Origin of the sequence: Planktotalea frisia, assembly GCF_001890925.1 — a bacterium.
Lineage (GTDB): Bacteria > Pseudomonadota > Alphaproteobacteria > Rhodobacterales > Rhodobacteraceae > Planktotalea > Planktotalea frisia.
In genome coordinates, this window is record NZ_MLCB01000126.1 from 62436 (window position 1) to 84059 (window position 21624).

At 55.0% G+C, this 21624-nt stretch carries 18 protein-coding genes; 9 read left to right on the forward strand and 9 right to left on the reverse strand.

Features of this window, described 5'->3' with window-relative positions:
- The first annotated feature begins 83 nt into the window (after nt 1-83).
- Both PFRI_RS09265 and PFRI_RS09270 read left to right on the forward strand, forming a co-directional pair.
- Nucleotides 84-1793 (forward strand): tetratricopeptide repeat protein, encoded by a 1710-nt coding sequence (locus tag PFRI_RS09265; RefSeq protein WP_072630419.1) that lies wholly within the window; start codon nt 84-86, stop codon nt 1791-1793.
- The gene (locus tag PFRI_RS09270; protein ID WP_072630420.1) at nt 1783-2610 is read left to right on the forward strand and encodes a 4-(cytidine 5'-diphospho)-2-C-methyl-D-erythritol kinase; all 828 of its coding nucleotides are present in this window, start codon (nt 1783-1785) and stop codon (nt 2608-2610) included. The genes PFRI_RS09265 and PFRI_RS09270 overlap by 11 nt, the downstream gene beginning before the upstream one ends.
- On the opposite strand, the gene PFRI_RS09275 is transcribed toward PFRI_RS09270, so the two are convergent.
- Nucleotides 2603-3604: a polyprenyl synthetase family protein gene (locus PFRI_RS09275; protein WP_072630421.1), complete on the reverse strand. Its 1002-nt coding sequence runs from the start codon at nt 3602-3604 to the stop codon at nt 2603-2605. The genes PFRI_RS09270 and PFRI_RS09275 overlap by 8 nt on opposite strands.
- 66 nt (nt 3605-3670) lie before the next feature.
- Between PFRI_RS09275 and PFRI_RS09280 the strand changes: the two genes are divergently transcribed.
- The 3 genes from PFRI_RS09280 (at nt 3671) to PFRI_RS09290 (ending at nt 4928) form a co-directional block, all read left to right on the forward strand.
- Entirely contained in the window at nt 3671-3886 is a 216-nt protein-coding gene (locus PFRI_RS09280) for a putative signal transducing protein (protein WP_072630422.1), read from the forward strand.
- Between the two features lie 49 nt (nt 3887-3935).
- Nucleotides 3936-4655, forward strand: a complete 720-nt coding sequence (locus tag PFRI_RS09285; RefSeq protein WP_245812333.1) for a tRNA1(Val) (adenine(37)-N6)-methyltransferase — start codon at nt 3936-3938, stop codon at nt 4653-4655.
- Between the two features lie 108 nt (nt 4656-4763).
- Nucleotides 4764-4928, forward strand: coding sequence for a YdcH family protein (locus PFRI_RS09290; protein WP_072630423.1), 165 nt, complete (start codon nt 4764-4766; stop codon nt 4926-4928).
- Nucleotides 4929-4993: 65 nt separating this feature from the next.
- Here PFRI_RS09290 and carB read toward each other — a convergent pair whose 3' ends face one another.
- Complete coding sequence (gene carB / locus PFRI_RS09295; RefSeq protein WP_072630424.1) at nt 4994-8329, reverse strand: carbamoyl-phosphate synthase large subunit; 3336 nt, start codon at nt 8327-8329, stop codon at nt 4994-4996.
- A gap of 198 nt (nt 8330-8527) precedes the next feature.
- Here carB and aspS point away from each other — a divergent pair, with 198 nt between their 5' ends.
- Nucleotides 8528-10303: an aspartate--tRNA ligase gene (aspS, locus tag PFRI_RS09300; protein ID WP_072630425.1), complete on the forward strand. Its 1776-nt coding sequence runs from the start codon at nt 8528-8530 to the stop codon at nt 10301-10303.
- A gap of 34 nt (nt 10304-10337) precedes the next feature.
- On the opposite strand, the gene PFRI_RS09305 is transcribed toward aspS, so the two are convergent.
- Nucleotides 10338-11039, reverse strand: a complete 702-nt coding sequence (locus PFRI_RS09305) for a polysaccharide deacetylase family protein (protein WP_111445375.1) — start codon at nt 11037-11039, stop codon at nt 10338-10340.
- A 180-nt stretch (nt 11040-11219) separates the two neighbouring features.
- A complete protein-coding gene (locus PFRI_RS09310) occupies nt 11220-11795 on the reverse strand; it encodes a GcrA family cell cycle regulator (RefSeq protein WP_072630427.1) in 576 nt (191 codons plus the stop codon).
- A gap of 131 nt (nt 11796-11926) precedes the next feature.
- Here PFRI_RS09310 and PFRI_RS09315 point away from each other — a divergent pair, with 131 nt between their 5' ends.
- Nucleotides 11927-12745, forward strand: coding sequence for an ABC transporter permease (locus PFRI_RS09315; RefSeq protein ID WP_072630428.1), 819 nt, complete (start codon nt 11927-11929; stop codon nt 12743-12745).
- Here the strand turns inward: PFRI_RS09315 and PFRI_RS09320 are convergent.
- Nucleotides 12735-13634, reverse strand: coding sequence for a DMT family transporter (locus PFRI_RS09320; RefSeq protein WP_072630429.1), 900 nt, complete (start codon nt 13632-13634; stop codon nt 12735-12737). The two genes, PFRI_RS09315 and PFRI_RS09320, sit on opposite strands and share 11 nt — an antisense overlap.
- Before the next feature lie 266 nt (nt 13635-13900).
- Here PFRI_RS09320 and PFRI_RS09325 point away from each other — a divergent pair, with 266 nt between their 5' ends.
- Nucleotides 13901-15079 (forward strand): aspartate aminotransferase family protein, encoded by a 1179-nt coding sequence (locus tag PFRI_RS09325; protein WP_072630430.1) that lies wholly within the window; start codon nt 13901-13903, stop codon nt 15077-15079.
- Between the two features lie 77 nt (nt 15080-15156).
- The gene (gene argF, locus PFRI_RS09330) at nt 15157-16083 is read left to right on the forward strand and encodes an ornithine carbamoyltransferase (protein WP_072630431.1); all 927 of its coding nucleotides are present in this window, start codon (nt 15157-15159) and stop codon (nt 16081-16083) included.
- Between the two features lies 1 nt (nt 16084).
- Here argF and PFRI_RS09335 read toward each other — a convergent pair whose 3' ends face one another.
- From PFRI_RS09335 to hrpB, 4 genes are all read right to left on the reverse strand, one after another.
- Nucleotides 16085-16885 carry a hypothetical protein gene (locus PFRI_RS09335; RefSeq protein WP_072630432.1) on the reverse strand — a complete coding sequence of 267 codons (801 nt, stop codon included), beginning with the start codon at nt 16883-16885 and terminating at the stop codon, nt 16085-16087.
- A gap of 149 nt (nt 16886-17034) precedes the next feature.
- Complete coding sequence (locus tag PFRI_RS09340) at nt 17035-18516, reverse strand: inorganic phosphate transporter (protein WP_072630433.1); 1482 nt, start codon at nt 18514-18516, stop codon at nt 17035-17037.
- A 111-nt stretch (nt 18517-18627) separates the two neighbouring features.
- Nucleotides 18628-19086, reverse strand: a complete 459-nt coding sequence (locus tag PFRI_RS09345) for an NUDIX hydrolase (protein ID WP_072630434.1) — start codon at nt 19084-19086, stop codon at nt 18628-18630.
- Nucleotides 19087-19154: 68 nt separating this feature from the next.
- On the reverse strand, nt 19155-21584 hold the full coding sequence (gene hrpB, locus PFRI_RS09350; RefSeq protein ID WP_072630435.1) for an ATP-dependent helicase HrpB: 2430 nt from the start codon (nt 21582-21584) through the stop codon (nt 19155-19157).
- Nucleotides 21585-21624 lie beyond the last annotated feature (40 nt).

Genomic DNA, 21624 nt, shown 5'->3' on the forward strand with positions numbered 1-21624 from the left:
GTTGTTGAGACGTGCGATCATTGCTTTACCCGCATCGACGCCCTAGCTTCTTGTAAAGCAGTACACATAAAGGAGCATCACACGTGCCCATTCGCGTCTTACGGCAGATAAGTTTTGCAGCGGTTCTTGCCGTCACTGGAATTCCGCTGGTAGCTGAGCCTGCGGGGCCTTATCTCGCGGCGCGTTCTGCTGCGGTGACAGGCGATTACGATGCTGCGGCGCGCTATTATACTCAGGCTCTAGCGCGTGATCCTTCAAACCCTGAAATATTGGAAAACGCCAGCTTTGCGTTGCTCGCCCTTGGTGACATCGAACGCGCGGCGATCGTTGGTGGCACTTTGCTCGCCAACGGCCAAAGCAGCCAAGTTGCGCAAATGGCCTTGCTCGCACAGCGCGCACAGGAAGAGAATTACGCTGATGTGCTTGGACGGATTCTTGATAACCAAGGTGTTGGACCTTTGGTGGACGGACTTTTGCGTGCTTGGGCGCAAGTCGGCATTGGCGAAGTAACAACTGCGCTTGAGAACTTTGAAAAGATTGGCGAAGAGCGCGGGCTGCAAGGCTTTGCACTTTACCACAAAGCGTTCGCTCTTGCGATGGTTGGCGATTTTGAAGGGGCGGATGAGATCTTTTCCAAACCTGAGTCAGGTGCGTTGCGTCAAACCCGTCGCGGTGCGATTGCGCATATTGAAGTGCTCAGTCAATTGGGGCGGACTGAGGATGCTTTGAAACTTCTCGACGACTCGTTTGGCCCTGACCTTGACCCGCTACTCAAGTCTATTCGCGCGAGCCTGAGTGATGGCAAGACTGTTGAATTTAGCCAGATCAAGACTGCGCGCGATGGCATGGCAGAGGTCTTTTTCACCGTGGGCAGTGCGTTGCGTAACGAGGCGAGCGAAGATTACACGCTTCTTTATACGCGCGTCGCTGAATATTTGAACCCAATGCACAGTGATGCGACCTTGCTGTCCGCTGGTTTGCTCGAGCAGATGGAACGGTTCGAGTTGGCGACGGAAACTTACAAGAAAGTTGGTCGTGATGATCCCGCGTTTCATGCGGCAGAGCTGGGGCGCGCAGAAGCGTTGCGGCGTAGTGGGAAACCGGACGCCGCGATCGAGGTGCTCGAAAGTCTCGCGCAAACCCATGGTGAATTGGCGCTCGTGCATTCGTCGCTCGGCGATGCGTTGCGCCAGATGGAGCGTTTTGAGGATGCGATCAAAGCGTATGATACCGCGCTAGAGCAGTATGACGAAGAAAGCCGCGGACAATGGTTCATCTATTACGCGCGCGGGATTTCTTACGAGCGGCTTGATAACTGGGAAAATTCGGAAGCGGATTTTCGCAAAGCGTTAGAGTTGAACCCGGAGCAGCCGCAAGTTTTGAACTACCTTGGATATTCCTTGGTTGAGAAGCAAGTCAAGCTGGATGAAGCGCTAAATATGATCGAGCGCGCCGTCGCGGCACGTCCTGACAGTGGGTATATCGTCGATAGCTTGGGTTGGGTTTTGTTTCGTTTAGGTCGCTATGAAGAAGCGGTCGCACCGATGGAACGCGCGACAGAATTGATGCCGATTGATCCCATTGTGAACGACCATTTGGGCGATGTGTATTGGTCTGTGGGGCGCTTTCTTGAGGCGGAATTCCAATGGAAACGCGCACTTTCGTTCGTGGATTACGGTGATGCTAGCCAAGAAGCGGACCCAGATCGCATTCGGCGCAAGCTAGAAGTCGGTCTTGATCAAGTGCTTGAAGAAGAAGGTGCAAAGCCGCTCCGATTGGCAGATGACGGTTAATAGTGTCAGGCGCACCGCACGCGCAAAGGTTAATTTAACGCTTCACGTGACAGGTCAGCGGGCGGATGGGTATCATCTGCTCGACAGCTTGGTCTGTTTTGCGGATATCGGGGATTTCATTGACATGCGCGAAGCGGATGCGCTCTCGCTCAGTGTAGATGGCCCTTTGGCGGCAGGTGTGCCGACGGACGAGCGCAATTTGGTACTGCAAGCCGCGCGATTGTTTGGTGCTGACAAAGGCGCGGCCATTAACCTAAGTAAACACCTACCCCATGCGGCGGGTATTGGTGGCGGCTCTGCGGATGCAGCGGCGACGCTACTGGCTTTGGCTGAATTGTGGGACCTTCCTTTGCCGGAGGATGTGGTACGCCTTGGCGCGGATGTGCCTGTGTGTCTTTCGCCAATGGCCTTGCGGATGCGTGGTGTTGGAGACGAATTGTCAGTTGTGCCGCCATTGCCCGAGCTGCCAGCAGTTTTGGTAAACCCGCGCGTCGCTGTCGAGACGCCACCAGTATTTAAAGCATTGACCCAAAAAGAGAATGCGCCGATGGGCGTTGTTCCTGAATGCGCGGATGTAGGCGTTTTCGCCAAGTGGTGCGCAGAGCAGCGTAACGACTTGCAAGCCCCAGCGATCAGCATCGAGCCAACTATCCAAGACGCGCTTGATGCGTTGGAACCTGCTCTTTTTGCACGCATGTCAGGTTCTGGCGCGACGTGCTTTGGACTTTGCGAAAACGCGGATTCGACGAAAGAGCTGGCGAAAACCATTCGAGGGAAACATCCAGACTGGTGGGTGGTCGCGACTAACTTTAGTTAATGCGCGCCACGACGTAACCCGCAATTTCGCGTAGCATATCGCGCACTGGATGCTCTGGCAGTTGGTCTATCGCAGCGACGGCTTTGTCAGCCCATGCGAGCGCTTCGAGCCGTGTGTCTTCCAATGCACCATGCTTGTGCAAAAGCGCAATCGCATGTTCCAGATCGCCGTTTTCCTGGCGACCTTTCTCGATCGTGCGTACCCAAAAAGCGCGCTCTTCGGCGTCGGCTTTGGCAATAGCCTTGATCAGGGGTAAGGTTAATTTCTTCTCGCGAAAATCATCGCCTACATTCTTGCCAATCGCGTTCGGATCACCTGACACATCGAGCAAATCGTCTACGATCTGGAACGCAATGCCGAGGGCATCACCATAATCAAATAACGCCTGCACTTGCGCATCATCTTCACCTGCAATCACACCGCCAACCTCCGTCGCGGCCGAGAAGAGCGCAGCAGTTTTGCCGCGTACGACTTGCAGATAGATCGCTTCTGTCGTGGCAAGATCTTGCGAAGCGGTAAGCTGCAACACTTCGCCCTCCGCAATCGTTGCCGAAGCGTTGGCAAGAATGTCGAGCACACGCAAAGAACCCGTTTCTACCATCAACTGGAATGAACGCGAAAAGAGATAATCGCCAACAAGAACAGAGGACTTGTTGTCCCATAACAGATTGGCAGTCGGACGTCCGCGACGCTGACCGCTTTCATCAACCACATCATCATGGAGCAATGTGGCGGTGTGAATAAACTCTACCGTCGCTGCCAAATGCACGTGATAGGGGCCATCGTAGCCACACAAATGCGCCGCCGCGAGGGTCAACATCGGGCGCAAACGCTTGCCGCCTGCTTCGACCAGATGCGCGGTAACTTCAGGGATGCGCGGGGCATGTTCAGACGCCATGCGCTCACGAATGAGCACATTCACCGCCTCCATATCAGCCGCCAAATAGGCCGCTAAGGCATCATGTGGCTTTATTGAAATCTCGTCCAAGCTCATCACACTCTCGTTCCTGCCCTGTAGTATATCTGTACATTCGGGCGCGCCGCGCTTAACTCTATTTTTATGCAAGAACTGATGCGAACCAATGACATAACACTCACGGCTCTCGTGCGAGCCATCCTTGATGATGCGGGTATACCGATCTTTGAGTTGGACGTAAATATGAGCGTGCTTGAAGGCTCCATAGGCATTTTGCCGCGCCGTGTGATGGTGGCGACGCGTGACTATGAACGTGTCCTGCGCATTTTGGCGGAAAACGAAGTTGAACTCCCACATTGAGCATCCCCAACTAGGGCCGTGCAGCGTTGATGCCTTCCTTGGGGGGCTCGTGCAGATTGCACAACCGCTTAACGGTTATCGTGCGGGTGTAGACCCTGTTTTACTGGCTTCGAGCGTGCCTGCGAAAGCGGGTGAAACAGTACTTGAACTTGGATGTGGGGGCGGCGTTGCATCGCTGTGTTTGGGGCGGCGGATTGCGGGCCTGTCTTTGACGGGGGTGGAACTGCAAGCAGATTACGCTGATCTTGCGCGTGAAAATGCGGCGCGTAATGGTATCGACTTCACTGTTTATCCGGCTGATTTGAAAGCTTTGCCCGCAGAGGTGAAAGCACAGGGCTATAATCATGTGATCGCTAACCCGCCATACTATGATCGTGCTCGTAGCGTGCCTTCGCTGAATGTTGAGCGCGAAGTGGGGCTAGGTGGCGACACGCCGTTGAGTAAATGGGTGAGCGTTGCGAGCAAGCGACTTGCGCCCAAAGGACAGCTGCATTTTGTGCAGCGCGCGGATCGTTTGCCAGAACTTATGAGCGCTGTTTTCAAATCGCTCGGCTCTATTGAGGTACAACCTTTGTATGCACGCACAGGTCGCGATGCGCATTTGGTATTGGTGCGCGCAAAAAGAGAGGGGCGGGCAGATTTTCGCTTACACGCGCCTATTGTGATGCACCAAGGGGCTGAGCACGGTGGAAATGATAAGAATTACAATGAGATAATCGAAGCTATCTTGCGTCATGGCGCGGGTTTGAGCTTTGGGGGCGTTGCCTAAATCTTACGCATTTTAAGGTTGGGTTAACCATAGGATGCATCTGCAGCGTGACAGATGAAAAAAATTATGCTGGACTATCATTGCACATCTAACCTTAGGAGGACCTCGATGAGCTTGAGTTCACATCTGGAACAGCTGAAGAAGAAACACCTAAACCTTTCTGCCGAAGTGGAAGCCGCACAGCGCGCGCCCGGAACGCAGGACCTTCAAATTGCAGAACTCAAAAAACAAAAACTACGACTTAAAGAGGAAATTACGCGCCTTTCGAGTTGAGCGTAATTTCATTTTAAGATGACTGGACCGGCGCTGGAGTGATCCTAGCGCCGGTTTTTTGTTGTCTACCCCACACCCTGCAAAGACATCACGCCCAGATCGTCGCTGATCTGTGCTTCTATGGCGAGGGCGGCGGCTTGGGCACCGGCGGCAGTCGTGAAATAGGGGATCTTGCCGTAAAGCGCGACGGAGCGGATTTCGCGGCTGTCTTCCACCGCTTGCGCGCCCTCAGTCGTGTTGATCACCAAGGCGATTTCGCCGTTCTTGAGGTTGTCGACCACGTTTGGGCGGCCCTCATATACTTTGTTCACGATCTCGCACTCAATGCCCGCAGCGGATAGCCAGCTTTGCGTGCCGCGTGTTGCAGTAAAGGTAAATCCGAGAGATGCCAATAGTTTAGCGGCCTCTAAGGTCTTGTCGGTTTTGTCGTCATCACGGATGGAAACAAAGACTTTACCCTCGCGCGGCAAGACAACGCCAGCGCCCATTTGTGCCTTAAGGAAGGCGCGGGCGAAGGAGGTGTCCCAACCCATGACTTCGCCCGTAGAGCGCATTTCAGGGCCGAGGATCGTATCGACACCGGGGAAACGAGCGAAAGGCAACACGGCTTCTTTGACGGAGAACCACGGCATATTGTAATCTGCCAACGTCATTTGATCCGGCATTGGTTGCGAGCCGGGGATCGCACCCTCTGGATATGCGCCGCGCTTTGGGAAGTTGGAGAGCGGCTCACCTGCCATGAGGCGCGCGGCGATGGACGCGATTGCGCTGTCGGTTGCTTTGGCGACGAACGGCACAGTGCGCGAGGCGCGTGGGTTCACCTCAATCAAGTAAATCTCGTCGTCTTTGATCGCGAATTGTACGTTCATCAAGCCAACGACGTTCAGGGCAAGCGCTAGGGCATGTGTCTGCTCCTCGATCCGCTTGATCACGTCTTTGGACAGCGAGTAGGGCGGCAAGGAACAAGCGCTGTCACCAGAGTGAACACCCGCTTCTTCGATGTGTTGCATGATGCCTGTGACGTGGACCTCTTTACCATCGCAAAGCGCATCAACGTCGAGTTCGACCGCGCCAGAAAGGTAGCTGTCAAGCAACACAGGGCTGTCGCCGGACACAACAACCGCCTCAGAAATGTAGCGTTCCAGTTGCGCTATATCGCGCACTATTTCCATAGCGCGGCCACCCAAAACATAAGAAGGACGAATAACCAGTGGAAAGCCGATGTTTTCCGCAATCGCGAGGGCTTCGGCGTCTGTGGATGCGATGCCATTGCGTGGTTGCTTGAGGTTCAACTGGTTCACAAGCGCTTGGAAACGTTCGCGATCTTCTGCCAGGTCGATCGCATCAGGAGAGGTGCCAAGGATCGGAATGCCCTCTGCTTCTAGCGCATTGGCCAGCTTCAAAGGCGTCTGTCCACCAAACTGAACGATAACGCCATGCAGCGTGCCGTTCTCAAGCTCGACGCGCAGGATTTCCATGACGTGCTCGAATGTGAGGGGTTCAAAATAGAGGCGATCAGAGGTGTCGTAATCCGTCGAAACCGTCTCGGGATTACAGTTGATCATGATCGTCTCGTAACCCGCGTCCGTTAGGGCGTAGCAGGCGTGACAGCAGCAGTAATCAAACTCGATCCCTTGACCAATACGGTTCGGACCACCGCCAAGAATGACAACTTTGTTGCGATCAGACGGGCGTGCTTCGCATTCCACATCGCCGAAAGCGGGTGCCTCGTATGTGGAGTACATGTAGGGCGTTTGCGCCTCGAATTCGGCAGCACATGTGTCGATGCGTTTGAAGACGGCTGTGACGCCGACGGCGTGGCGCGCTTTGCGCACGTCTTTCTCTTTGAAGCCAGTTAGGTTGGCGAGGCGGGCATCTGTGAAGCCCATCATTTTGAGATGGCGCAGGCCCGCTTCATCGCTGGGCAGGCCATTTTCGCGCACGCCTTCTTCGGCCTCGACGATTTCGCGAATACGGGCAAGGAACCAAGGGTCAAACATCGTGACCACGTGAATTTCATCATCCGTCAGACCGTGACGCATGGCTTGCGCAATGGTGCGCATGCGGTCTGGGGTTTGCTTGGAGATCGCTTTGATAACCGCAGATTTCTCTGGCGCGCCCTCGATTTCGACTTCGTCGAAACCAGTGAGGTCGGACTCCATCGAGGCCAGCGCTTTTTGCAGGCTCTCATGGATCGTACGGCCGATGGCCATGGTTTCGCCAACGGATTTCATAGCCGTGGTGAGGTATGGCTCAGAACCCGGGAATTTCTCGAACGCGAACTTCGGGATCTTGGTGACGACGTAGTCGATGGTCGGCTCAAAGGACGCAGGCGTTACTTTGGTGATGTCGTTATCCAGCTCATCTAGCGTGTAGCCTACGGCCAGCTTAGCAGCGATCTTGGCAATCGGGAAACCTGTCGCCTTGGAGGCAAGCGCGGAAGAGCGAGACACGCGTGGGTTCATCTCAATGACGACCATGCGGCCATCCGCAGGGTTTACCGCCCACTGAACGTTGGAGCCGCCTGTTTCCACGCCAATTTCGCGCAAAACCGCGATGGAGTGGTTGCGCATCACTTGGTATTCTTTGTCTGTCAGGGTCAGCGCGGGGGCGACGGTGATCGAATCGCCTGTGTGCACGCCCATGGGGTCGATGTTTTCAATCGCGCAGACGATGATCGCGTTGTCAGCCGTGTCACGCACGACCTCCATCTCGAATTCTTTCCAACCCAGAAGTGACTCGTCCACGAGGATTTGGTTCACAGGGGACGCGTCCATGCCAGAGCGGCAGAAAAACTCATAATCTTCGCGGTTGTACGCCACGCCGCCGCCTGTGCCGCCCATGGTAAAGGCAGGGCGGATAATCGCGGGTAGGCCGACGTAGTCGAGTGTTTCAAGCGCGATGCGCACGCCCTCGGAAAGATCGGCTTTGCCGTTCTCATCTGTGGGTGCGGTTACGATTGTCGCTTTGGGGTTTTCGATGCCGAGGCGGTCCATGGCTTCGCGGAAGAGCTTGCGATCTTCTGCCATTTCAATAGCTTCGCGTTTCGCACCAATCATTTCAACGCCGAATTTCTCAAGCACGCCCATCTCTTCAAGGGCCAAAGATGTGTTGAGACCCGTTTGACCACCCATCGTCGGAAGCAACGCATCAGGGCGTTCTTTCTCGATGATCTTGGCGACGATCTCGGGTGTAATCGGCTCGATATAAGTTGCATCCGCCAAGTTCGGATCGGTCATGATTGTGGCCGGATTGGAGTTGACCAGAATGACGCGGTAACCCTCTTCACGAAGGGCCTTGCAGGCCTGTGCGCCAGAATAGTCGAATTCGCAGGCTTGCCCAATTACGATTGGCCCCGCGCCGATGATCATAATGGATGAAATGTCGGTACGTTTGGGCATGGGAAGACCTCTTTTTCGGGGCGGCTCGATCGGTGGCAGGACAGAGTCGCGGCAGCGTGCAAATTGTCGTGGGTTATAGACATGGCATGGGCAGGTTCAAGGGGCATATGAGCGTGCGGGCAAGCGAGACTTGACTTTCGCGCCCCCGCGCGGTGTATCGGCCCCTATCCTATAGCCCTTTCCGAAGGAAAAAGCACCATGCACGCCTATCGCAGCCACACTTGCGCCGATCTAAATAAATCCAACGTAGGCGAAAATGTGCGTCTTTCTGGCTGGGTGCATCGCGTGCGCGATCACGGCGGCCTCTTGTTTATCGACCTGCGCGATCACTACGGCATCACTCAGGTGATGGCAGACCCAGACAGCCCTGTGTTCAGCCAGATCGAAAAAGTACGCTCTGAGTGGTGTATCCGTATCGATGGCAACGTCATGGCGCGCGACGAGAGCTTGGTGAACCCAAAAATCCCGACGGGTGAAGTTGAAGTGTTCATTCGTGACATTGAAGTTTTGGGTGCTGCGTCCGAGCTGCCGTTGATGGTATTCGGCGAGCAGGAATATCCCGAAGAGACCCGCCTCAAGTATCGCTACCTAGATCTGCGCCGTGAGAAATTGCAGCGCAATATGAAGCTGCGGTCTGATGTTGTGTCCTCAATGCGCAAGCGCATGTGGGAGCGGGATTTCCGCGAATATCAGACACCAATTATCACAGCATCATCCCCAGAAGGCGCGCGCGACTTTCTGGTGCCGTCACGCCAGCATCCGGGCAAGTTCTACGCTTTGCCGCAGGCCCCTCAGCAGTTCAAGCAGCTGATCATGGTGTCTGGCTTTGACAAGTATTTCCAGATTGCGCCGTGTTTCCGCGATGAAGATCCGCGCGCGGATCGCTCGCCTACAGATTTCTACCAGCTCGACCTTGAGATGAGCTTTGTAGAGCAACAGGACGTCTTTGATACGATCCAGCCGGTGGTTGGCGGTATTTTCGAAGAGTTCGGTGGTGGCCGCAAAGTTGACCAGACGTGGGAGCAGATTTCGTATAAAGATGCGGCCCTTTGGTATGGCTCTGATAAGCCGGACCTGCGCAACCCGATCAAGATGCAAGTCGTGTCTGAGCACTTCGCTGGGTCTGGCTTTGCGATCTTCGCGAAGCTTTTAGAGCAAGAGGGTACCGAGATCCGCGCGATCCCTGCGCCGACAGGTGGCTCGCGCAAGTTCTGTGACCGTATGAATGCCTTTGCGCAGAAAGAAGGTCTGCCTGGCATGGGCTATATCTTCTGGCGCGATCAGGGCGAGGGTATGGAAGCTGCTGGACCGCTGGCTAAAAACATCGGACCTGAGCGCACAGAGGCGATCCGCCAGCAGCTTGGTCTGGGTGTCGGCGATGCAGCATTCTTCTTGGGTGGTAAGCCATCTGCGTTTGAAAGCGTTGCAGGACGTGCGCGCAACGAGATTGGCGCAGCCTTGAAATTGATCGACGAGGATCGTTTTGCATTTGCGTGGATCGTTGATTTCCCGATGTACGAGGCGGACGAAGAAACGGGCAAGATCGACTTCTCGCACAACCCCTTCTCGATGCCGCAGGGTGGCCTAGAGGCGCTTCAAGGCGATCCTTTGGAGGTTTTGGGCTACCAGTATGACCTAGCCTGTAATGGTTACGAGTTGATTTCCGGTGCGATCCGAAACCACCAGCCCGACATCATGTTCAAAGCGTTTGAGCTGGCGGGCTATGGCAAGGATGAGGTCGAGAAGCGTTTTGGTGGCATGGTCAATGCGTTCCAATACGGTGCTCCGCCCCACGGTGGTTGCGCGGCAGGGATCGACCGGATTGTGATGTTGCTTGCGGATGAAGCGAACATTCGCGAAGTCATCATGTTCCCGATGAACCAACGTGCGGAAGATTTGATGATGAATGCGCCGTCAGAGCCGATGAGCGATCAGATGATGGAACTGGGCCTGCGCGTTATTCCGCAGGACTAAGCAAATGTGGCCCTGCGTGCTACAACACGCAGGGTTACTCGCCCAGCACACGCTCAATCTGGGAAAGGCCGCGAGGGCCTGTGTAGAGATCAGGCGCTGTGAAAAGTGGATCACGCAGGGCTTGCTCTACGGTGATGAATGTCCAGCCGTTGGTGTCATACCACGCGAGCAAATCATCCAAGTGATCTGCGTTGATCTTATTCATATGCAGCAGCAGAATATGCGATACGTCGCGCCCTAGCGCCTTTTGCGAGAGCGCTTGAAAATACGCGGTCCGCTCTTTCATATGTTCTAAATATGCTGTCGCGATGTGCTGCGCTTCGCGCTGATCACCCATATCCAAAGCATCCACGTAATCCGAGTTGAACCGCCACTCGTCATTATCAATGGTGACGGGAACATTTTCATACCCTTGATTTTTCAGGACATTTTCCGCAGCACGTTTGGCTTTTTCTGTTTTACCTTCTCGTAGAAATGGAAAGCGATAGTACTTTTGGCCCTGCATCCACGGTTTGAGCGCGCGGTCAGTGCGACGGACCTCGCGGCGGAATGCCCAGCGTGTGAGAGTATCGTAATCAGGGTGTGACCAGCTGTGATTGCCAACCGTGTGCCCCGCGTTTGCGAAGGCGTCCATGACAGGGGCTGTCTCTTCGTTGATCTGATTGCCGATCGCAAAGCCCGTTGCAATGATGTCATGGGTTTTCAACGCCGCATTTACATCGCGTATAATTTTCATGCCTTCTTGCGGCGTGGTGCGCGAACGCAAGACTTAGGGCAGATCATCAAGCGTGATCGCGATTTGCTGCGCCTGCAGGGGAAGAGCCAAAAAGATGAGACAAAACGTCCAAATATGGCTCAACATGAAAGCGCCTTCGAAGGAGTATGCGCGCGCGTTACATCAGCGCGCGCAAATAGATTAGCGGCGACGGTCGCGGCGCGCGGACATAGGCTGGAACGCGACGCCGACATGCGCTTCGCAATAAGGCTTGCCAGCTTTCACAGGTAGACCACAGAACCAGAAGTCCTCTGTGGCTGGATCACCGACAGGCCATTTGCATGTGCGCTCTGTTAGTTCCATCAAGCCGATCTTTTTTGATTTCTTCTCGACCTCGGACACTTTCGCAAGCGCCTCTGGGCTGATCTCATTCGCAGAAGGCTGCGGTGGCAAAGGTTGACCCGCAGGAATAATGGCACGGCGCGCACGCGAAGGGGGCGGAGGAGGCGTCGTAGGCTCTGCAATTGGCATCACAGCCTTGGGAGCCGCATCAGCCTTTGGTGCTGCCTTCGCCTTTGGCTCTGCCTTGGCGGTCTTCGGTTTGGCGTCGCTCTTGGCGGTGCTCGTGGTCGTGCGGTTCGACAAGCCCAAGCGATGCACTTTGCCGATCACAGCATTGCGCGTCACGCCGCCGAGTTCTTTGGCGATCTGGCTCGCGGACTGGCCTTCGCCCCACATCTTTTTCAGCGTCTCTACGCGTTCATCTGTCCAGGACATTCTGGCTTCCTTATGTAAAAAAGCGGCCCGCTCAACGCGCCGCTCCTGATATCTGGTGCTTGCCCCTATTCTAATCAGCCTCGGCTGAGATACAAGTCGCACGAATCAGGGACACGAGGCTGGAGCCACCTATGACACAAAACGCACGCTTGGATACACCACAGATGGGTGCGCGCCGCTTTGGCCGGGTGAATTGGCTGGGATTGCAAACCTTGATCTGGCGCGAAACGCGCCGCTTCTTGGCGGTTTGGACGCAAACGCTGTTGGCACCATTGGTCACCGCAGGCTTGTTGCTGTTGATCTTTAATCTTGCTGTCGGCCCACGTCGAGGAGAGGTCATGGGCGTGCCGTTCATCGAATTCATAGCGCCCGGTATTCTGATGATGACCGTTATTCAGAACGCGTTTGCCAATGTGACCTCCTCGATTGTGATTTCCAAAGTGCAGGGCAACATTGTTGATACGCTTATGCCGCCCTTGTCTCCGCTGGAGATGGTGATCGGTTATCTGGTTGGCGGCATCGGACGCGGCGTGTTTGTTTCGATCGCGATTGGTCTTGGCCTGCTCGTTTTCCTCGGCATTGGTGTGCAGCACCCATTTATGGCGCTGGTCTTCGTCGTGCTTGGCTCTGCTTTCCTTGGTGGACTGGGCATCATTGCGGGTATTTTTGCAAATAAATTTGATCAAATGGCGGCGATTACGAATTTCATCGTCACGCCGCTCGCTATGCTTTCGGGGACGTTCTACTCGGTCACCGTGTTGCCACCTGTCTTGCGCGAGATCACGCATTTCAACCCGATCTTTTATTTAATCGACGGCCTGCGTTATTCGGTGATTGGCGTGTCGGATAGTAACCCATGGTCTGGTATGCTCATCTGCACGCTCTCAGTCGCCATTGTCACTGGAATTGCATGGCAAATGTTTCGCACCGGCTATCGCCTCAAGCCTTAGAAGTGATGGCCTGTCGCCATGCAAGCAGCGCTGCACCCGCGATGATAATCCCAGCGCCAAGCAGTGAAACGGATGTCGGGATGACGCCAAAGATCAACGCGTCATACAGGGTCGCAAACAACAGCGTACCATAGCTGAAAGGCACCACAAAAGACGCATCCGCGCGCGCGACCGAGTTCAGAAAACACGTCTGCGCCGCTGCCATCAACACGCCTACACCCGCAAGCGCGAGCCATTGTTGCCCGGTGGGTGGCTCCCAAACGAACAAGACGGCGAGTGTGGCAATCACCAAGCCGATCCCATTGTTCACCAGCAAGATTTGAAACGGGGCTTCACGACCCGACAAACGCTTGATGAAGACAATTTCCAACCCCAAGATCAAAGCCGCCCCAAGTGCGAGCAATGCCCCCGGTGCAATCGCTCCCGAGCCGGGCCGGAGCAAAACCAAAGCCCCAACCATCGCAATACCAGCAGCACTCCACCGGATTGGGCCAACCTTTTCCCCGAGCAAGAAAATCGCAAAGACCATCGCAAACACAGGGTTTAAAAAACTGATCGCCGTAGCGTCTGCGAGTGGAATGAAGGCAGCAGCTGCAAACATCAACGTCACCCCCGCAGCACCACAAGTCGTGCGCATCACATGTAGTTTCAGATCAACAGGCCCAAGCTTTGGACGCATGATCAAAGCCGCACTGCCAAGCGTCAACGCGGCGAACAAGAACCGCGCATGCGTGATCTGAACAGGATGCAAAGGTGCGCCAAGCGTGTCCGTGCCCAGTGCTTTGGCCAGCAAAGTTGTCGCCGCAATGAACGCGGTTGCGCAGATCATCAGGATTATCGCAAGACGTGGATTGTGGCTTGGCAGGTGTTTGTTGGGCAGATCACTCATACGCCAGATCTGCGTTGAATTCTGCGCATCCGCAAGCGTCCAATTGTATCCACATACAATCCCAGACTTGCGTTCTTCGCGCGCTGCTTTATGAAAAGCGCATGATCAAAACCGCACATAACCGTCTCCGACGACACTTGCGCCGCGCTTAAAAAGCGTTCGATCTGCCGTGCGTGACGGCCAACTCTTTCACGTATCACCCAAATTGTTGACTTGCCCTTGCCGCTCAGGCACTCAAAGGGCTTAATTTTTCCAAGGATGCTCCCATGATCCCTTCTGTTCTACCGACCTATTCTCGTGCGCCTATGTCCTTTGTAAAGGGCGAGGGCAGCTGGTTGATTGAAGCAGACGGGCGACGTTTTCTTGATTTGGGCGCGGGTATTGCGGTGAATGCCCTTGGTCACGCGAACCCGGTTTTAGTTGCGGCTTTGACCGAGCAAGCAGGCGCTCTGTGGCATGTGTCCAACCTCTATCAAATCCCTCAGCAGCAAAAGCTTGCGGATCTTTTGGTCGAACACACTTTCGCGGATACGGTTTTCTTCACCAATTCAGGCACGGAAAGCTGCGAACTCGCTGTCAAAATGGCGCGTAAATATTGGTACGATAAAGATGCGCCCGAGCGGGTAGAGATCATCACGTTCGAGGGCTCTTTCCACGGCCGATCTTCCGCGGGCATCGCCGCTGCAGGCTCTGAGAAAATGACTAAAGGCTTCGGCCCTCTGCTCGGTGGTTTCAAACATTTGCCATGGAACGATCACGACGCGTTGACGGCTGCGATCACTGATCAAACGGCAGCGATCATGATCGAACCAGTCCAAGGTGAAGGCGGTATTCGCCCGCTTCCGGATCAATGCCTCAAAGGTCTGCGCGATCTGTGCGATGAGCATGGCATTTTGTTGATCCTCGATGAAGTGCAATGTGGTGTCGGTCGCACAGGCAAACTCTTCGCGCATGAATGGGCTGGGATTGAGCCTGACATCATGATGGTCGCCAAAGGCATCGGTGGCGGCTTCCCACTCGGCGCCGTGCTCGCAACAGAAAACGCGGCAAGTGGCATGACCGCTGGCACCCATGGCTCCACATATGGCGGCAATCCTCTGGGCTGCGCTGTTGGTTGCGCTGTGCTTGAGACTGTCGCTAATCCTGAGTTCCTGGCGGATGTTTCGCGCCGTGCAGGGGGATTGCGTCAAAGTCTCGAAGGGCTGATCGCGCAACACCCCGATATCTTCGAGAGCGTGCGTGGCGCAGGTCTGATGCTTGGTCTCAAATGCAAAGCGACGAACATCGACATCGTGAATGCGGGCTATGACAACGAGGTCATCACTGTTCCGGCTGCCGACAATGTGATCCGCCTGCTGCCTGCCCTCAACATCACCGAAGACGACATTGCCGAAGCCATCAAGCGCCTCAGCGCCGCCGCCTCTCAAATAGAGAAAACGCTCTAGTCTTCCTCTCTTCATAAATATCCCGGGGAGCGCGAGGGGTTGGCCCCTCGCCCCATCATTAGAAAAAGTATAAACACATGAACCATTTTCTAGACATCCACAAAACAGACCCAACCGCGCTGAGCGGTATCATCAGCAACGCGCGTTCTATGAAAGATGCGCGCGTTGGCCTGCCCAAAGCGACGCTGGATTCAGAGCAACCGCTTGCAGGCCACATGGTTGCGCTCATTTTCGAAAAGCCCTCGACCCGAACACGCGTCTCTTTTGATGTGGGCGTGCGCCAGATGGGTGGTGAGACCATGGTGCTGTCTGGCTCTGACATGCAACTTGGTCACGGCGAAACCATTGCTGACACGGCGCGCGTGCTGTCGCGCTATGTTGATCTGATCATGATCCGCACGTTTGACGAAAGCGTGTTGCTCGAGATGGCGGAATACGCTGATGTGCCTGTCATTAACGGGCTGACAGATCGCACGCATCCCTGTCAGATCATGGCGGATGTTATGACGTTCGAAGAACATCGCGGGCCAATCAAAGGTAAGAAAGTCGTGTGGTGTGGTGATGGCAACAACGTTTGCGCGTCCTTCCTTCATGCGGCGGGTCAATTCGGGTTTGATCTGGTATTCACTGGGCCTAAGCAGCTTGATCCAGAAGACGAGTTCGTCGGTCTTGCGCGCAAAGCAGGTGTCAGCGTCAGCATTGAGCGCGACGCACAAAAAGCTGTGCAAAATGCTGATCTTGTCGTCGCGGATACGTGGGTTTCGATGCATGACAGCCAGTCCGCTAAGGAGCGTCGCCACAACATGCTACGTCCGTATCAGGTGAATGAAGAGCTGATGTCGCATGCCAAACCAGACGCATTGTTCATGCATTGCTTGCCTGCGCACCGCGAAGAAGAGGCGACAAGCGCTGTCATGGATGGGCCAAATTCGGTGATCTTTGATGAGGCGGAAAACCGGTTGCACGCTCAAAAAGCGATTATGCGTTGGTGTCTCGAAAAATAATCTAATCGGCCAAGAAGATCGTCGTTAGCGACCTGTCGTCGCCTCTGAGATACCCAATTCCGCCCGCCTCATCAGGCTGGCCGGAATTGGTGAGCCCAAAGAAGCGGCCAAGCGCGCTTTCTTGTGCGCGATCTGTAATGATTTCGACGTCACGCCCATTTTGCTCAGTCGTGATCGTGCCGCCTGAAAATTGGTTTCCAAAGATTTTCATGCCGGTGATCTTGATACCGTTGAACCCGACATTGGCGCTGACGCCCGTATCGCGATTTGTGATTTCAAATTGATCCGTTGTCACATCTACCGTGCCATCCGTGAAATTTGTTTCAACTTTCGACGTGCCATTGCTTAAGTCGAAGTTGGTGGCACTGTTGAAATAGCTCGCTTGCGCTTCGCCATTTAATGTCGCGGAACCAGCCGTTGGCATATCTTCAGAGCGCGTTACGACGCCATAAATTCCGGTTGATAAGAAGGGTACAGAGTTGACGAAATAGGCATGTGTGTAGACGCGTGCGTAATCATAGTTGCCCGTAAACCCCTGCGCTGGCGTTGAAAACAGGGTTGATACACCATCGGTGAGCAGGCCATCCGCAGTAAACCCATCTGGATCAACCAAAGTGTAGGTCCCGTCGTTAATCGTGGTTGCACCCGTGGCATGATCAAGCGTTCCAGAAGAGCTGCTCAATGTCGTTGCCGTCGGAATAGGCTGGAGTTTCAAAGCTACGCCGCCAAGTCCGCTGGTCTCGTTGGCAGTGCTCGCGAGGCGTTCATAGTCAGGGCTAAGATTACTGCCAGACGTACTCATGCGGTCTTCACTCACAGCGTTGCAAGCTGACAAAGTACAGATCAGCATGAAGGGCAGGCCGCGGGGCAATGAGTGATACAAGATTTGATCAGTTTAAACGGATAGAACCCAGTGCATAGCGATTCTTGCGTGTCCGAGCAGGAACGCGCTTACACGGCGATCCAATAGAGGACGCTAAAGATGACACCTGACATAAATGCGGCGGCAGGCACGGTGATGACCCAAGCTGCAATGATGGTCATAAAGTGTGAGCGACGCACAAGTTTGCGACGACGACGCTCAATCGGTGCGATCGTTTTCGCGACAGGCACGGGGCCTTTGAGACCGCGCAGACGATTTTCCATATGCCATTCGCGATAGAAACCCACGCCAAAGATACCGCCAACGGCGATATGGGTGGAACTCACAGGAAGGCCAAGCCAACTGGCCACGATCACGGTGATAGCAGCGGACAAAGCCACGCAATAAGCTCGCATCGGGTTCAATTTGGTGATCTGGCTGCCCACCATGCGGATCAACTTCGGACCAAATAAGAAAAGGCCGAACGAAATACCAAAGGCACCGATCACCATGACCCACATAGGAATTGCGACTTTGGAAGAGAAATCACCAAATTCATTGGCGTGAACAATCGCAGCAAGGGGGCCAACCGCATTGGCGACATCGTTCGCACCATGTGCAAAACTTAGGAGTGCCGCGGAGAAAACCAGTGGAATGCCGAACAGGACCTTAAGCGACTTGTTTCTGTTCTCAAGACCCTGGGATTGCTTGATAATAAGTGGTTTTGTGATGAAGTAAGTACCAATGCCAATCACGGCACCGATGAAGAGGGCGGTTTGAATATCAATTTTGATGATCCGTTTTAGGCCCTTCATCGCAAGATATGTGGCAAACACACCGGCCATAATGCCAACGAGGATCGGAACCCAAACACGTGCAGCGGCGATTTTATCTTCGCGATAGATGATCTTGTGTTTGATCAAAGCAAGGAAAGCCGCCGCGATGACACCACCAAGGACGGGCGAAATAATCCAGCTGGCAGCAATCGTGCCCATCGTTGGCCAGTTCACAGCAGCCAGACCAGCCGCGGCGATGCCCGCACCCATCACGCCACCCACGACAGAGTGGGTCGTGGACACAGGCGCGCCGACATACGTGGCCAAATTCACCCAAAGCGCAGAACTGATCAACGCGGCCATCATCGCCCACATAAAGACTTGCCCGTCTGCGACGGCTTCTGTGTCAATGATGCCTTTAGAAATGGTCGAGACAACATCCCCGCCTGCCAAAAGCGCACCGGCGCTTTCACAGACTGCAGCAATCGCAATCGCGCCGCCCATTGTCAGTGCGTTCGCACCAACCGCTGGGCCCATGTTGTTGGCAACATCATTCGCACCAATGTTGATCGCCATATAGGCACCAACTGCGGCGGCGGCGGCAACGATGAGCGAGCCTTCGGTGCCCCCGAACCAGATCATGGCAATCAAGAACGCCATCAAGATAAAGGCAAAAGCAATGCCAAGGCCTACCATGGGACGCGCGACATAGTTTGTCGCCATCTCAAGCTGACTGATCCTGTTCAGATCACGATCGAGGGTTTTCCACTGGCTACCAAGGGGATCTTCGGCCATGTCAGTCTCTTTTGGCTGCGATAAAGTTGAACTGCGCCTAGAGCTCAAAATGATTCAAGACAAGGGTTTCATCACATCGGCTTGGATTTACTTACCTTTGGTCAGCGCCAATCAGAATTGTTTTAGAATGTCTTGCAAACCTGGTTCATCAACCATTTCAGCGGCTTGCTTTGGATTAACCCACTTGCGCGTGCGCTCAGCCGCCTCTGGAAAGTCATCCTCTAAATGATCCACCTCGAGGGCATAAACCTGCGTTGCACAAGACACTACACCGCCGCCGTCCATGCGTTTGTCGTAATCATAGGTGCCTAGCGGCTCTGGCGAGATATTGGCAACTTTCACGCCCGCTTCTTCCCAAGCTTCTTGGGCAGCGGCTGCTTTGGCATCCAGACCATCGATGGGCCAGCCTTTGGGAACGATCCAGCGTTTGGTTTCGCGGCTGGTGATCATAAGCACTTTGCGATCTGCACCCGTGCCTTGATAACAAATGGCCGCGACTTGTACGCGATCAGGGCGCTGCACCAGAGGTTTTACAACTTCCTGCCACGCCTTTTTTAACAATCCTACCATCGAAATCCGCCATCCTTTTTTTGCTTTTATGTGTCGCACCTTAACAGAGTGTTGAAATTATTCAACTTTCAGCGGTTTTTTCGCTTTGCGCGCAAGGTCGGATCAGCTTCACGCGGGTTCTCCGGCCATGGATGGCGTGGGTAACGCCCGCGCATGTCTTTGCGCACATCCGCATAGGACGTATCCCAGAACGCAGGGATGTCAGTCGTGGTTTGCACAGGGCGACCAGCAGGCGACAAGAGCGTCACGCGCAAGGCTTGGCCTGCCACGATGGGGTGCACGGTGGTGCCGAACATCTCTTGCAAGCGCAGTTCTATTTCGGGCGTGCCATATTCATAATCTACCGCAATGCGCCGCCCCAGCGGCGTTTCAACATGCGACGGTGCAGCTGTATCAAGGCGCTGTTGTTGATCCCATGTGAGAAGGGATTTTAAAGGGTTAAGCAAATCGAGCGCTTTGAGCTGGGCGGCGTTCTTGATGTTGGAGAGATAGGGCAAAAGCCATTGCTCAATGCTGTCCAAGAGCACCACTTCATCAAGGTCAGGAAAATCTTCACCCGCTTGCCGCATCAGATCAACACGTGTGCGAAAGCGCTGTGTGGCAGGGGAAAACGTCAAACCAAGCGCGCGAACGCCATCGAGCATCGCATGTGCAATCGCCTGATCTGGCGCGTCTTTCCAAAGGCGCTCATCCAGCACCAGAGCCCCTAGCTTTTCGCGTTGGTAAGCAATGACGCGTCGCTCGCGCTTGGACCAGGCGCACTCATCGACCCAAGTGATCTGCGCATTGTATAGCGCGCGGATATCAGCAAGATCTATCTGAGCCGCTTGCCTGATGCGGGCTTCACGTGGGTTGCCGTCCGTATCAGTGACTACGATGAAAGGCGCGTTACCAAGGACGTCGCCCTCTTCCATGACTGCGCCTTTGCCGCCTGACAGCACATAGCGCGGTGCGTCGCCTTTGCGTCGTTGTCCGATACGGTCAGGATAGGCAAGCGCCGCCATAGAGCCGAGGCTGAAAGGGTCTTGCGATGCGTTTGGCATGAGTTTGTTCAGGCGTTTCACTTCTTGCGTGATACGGCTCCCGTAGTCCTTTGGGACACGGCGGTCTTGTAGCGCGCGCGTGCGCAACGACAGATCACAGCCCGCGCTGCGTCCGAGAGGATCGCGTTCGTTCAGGATGGCCGCGGGCATTGCTGCTTGTTTGCCTGCTTTGCTTAGCATGTGGCCAAGGCGCGGATGAAGCGGCAGGCGAGCAAGGGCTTTGCCATGCGCGGTGATGCGTAAATCTTTGTCGAGTGCGCCGAGGGTTTGTAACAGCGCTTGCGCTTCGCCAAGTGCGATGGGGTTGGGCGGTGTCAGGAAGGGTAAATCCTCTGGCGGCGCACCCCAAAGGGCAAGCTCAAGCGCGAGTCCTGTCAGGTCAGCCGTCTCGATCTCAGCAGGGGCAAAAGCAGGAAGTGTGCCATTTTCGCCCTTCGCCCAGAGTTTGTATGCTTTGCCGGGACCAAGACGCCCTGCACGACCCGCGCGCTGTGTCGCTTCGGCGCGAGAGGCGCGTTCGGTCACAAGGCGCGACATACCAGTTCCGGCATCAAAGCGTGCGCGCCGCGCAAACCCGCTATCTACCACGGTTGTGATGCCCTCAATCGTCAGGGATGTTTCGGCGATCGAGGTTGCAAGCACGACTTTGCGCCGCCCATCTGCTTGGGGTTGGATCGCGGCGCGTTGGTCTTGGAATTTCATTGCACCAAAGAGTGGACGCAGGGTCGTATCTGTGGCGATACGGCTCGCGAGCAGGCTTTCAGTCCTGCGAATTTCGCCTTCTCCGGGAAGGAACGCAAGAATACTGCCGTCTGTTTCGTTCAATGCCTGCGCGATGAGATCGGCCATATGTGCCTCAAGGCGGCGCTCTTTCGAGGTTGGGCGAGACAAAAATATCGGCTCGACGGGATAGCTGCGCCCCTCTGACGTGATGATCGGCGCGTCATTGAGCAACTCGGCGACAGGGGCCGCATCGAGGGTTGCGGACATGACGATCAACGCGAGGTCTTCACGCAGGGCTGTGCGGCACTCAATACAGAGGGCAAGGCCAAGATCGGCATTGAGCGAACGTTCATGAAATTCATCAAAGATCACGCAATCGATGCCCGTCAGTTCAGGGTCGGACTGGATCATCCTTGTGAGAATGCCTTCTGTGACGACTTCTATGCGGGTGTTTGGGCCAGTTTTGCGCTCGCCACGCATCGCGTAGCCGACGGTTTGGCCGACGGGTTCGTTCAGCTGGCTGGCAAGGCGTTCAGCGGCTGCGCGCGCCGCGAGGCGGCGAGGCTCGAGCATGATGATTTTGCCGTGGAATTTCGCGGCTTGCAGCACCGCCAAAGGGACGCGGGTGGTTTTGCCGGCACCGGGGGGCGCTTGCAGGACGGCACGCCCATGGGTTTCAAGCGCGCTCAAGAGCGCGGGAAGGACGTCATCAATGGGTAGAGCACCTTGCATTGGATACATATCGTTCAAAGCGAAGGGCTAGACAACGCTT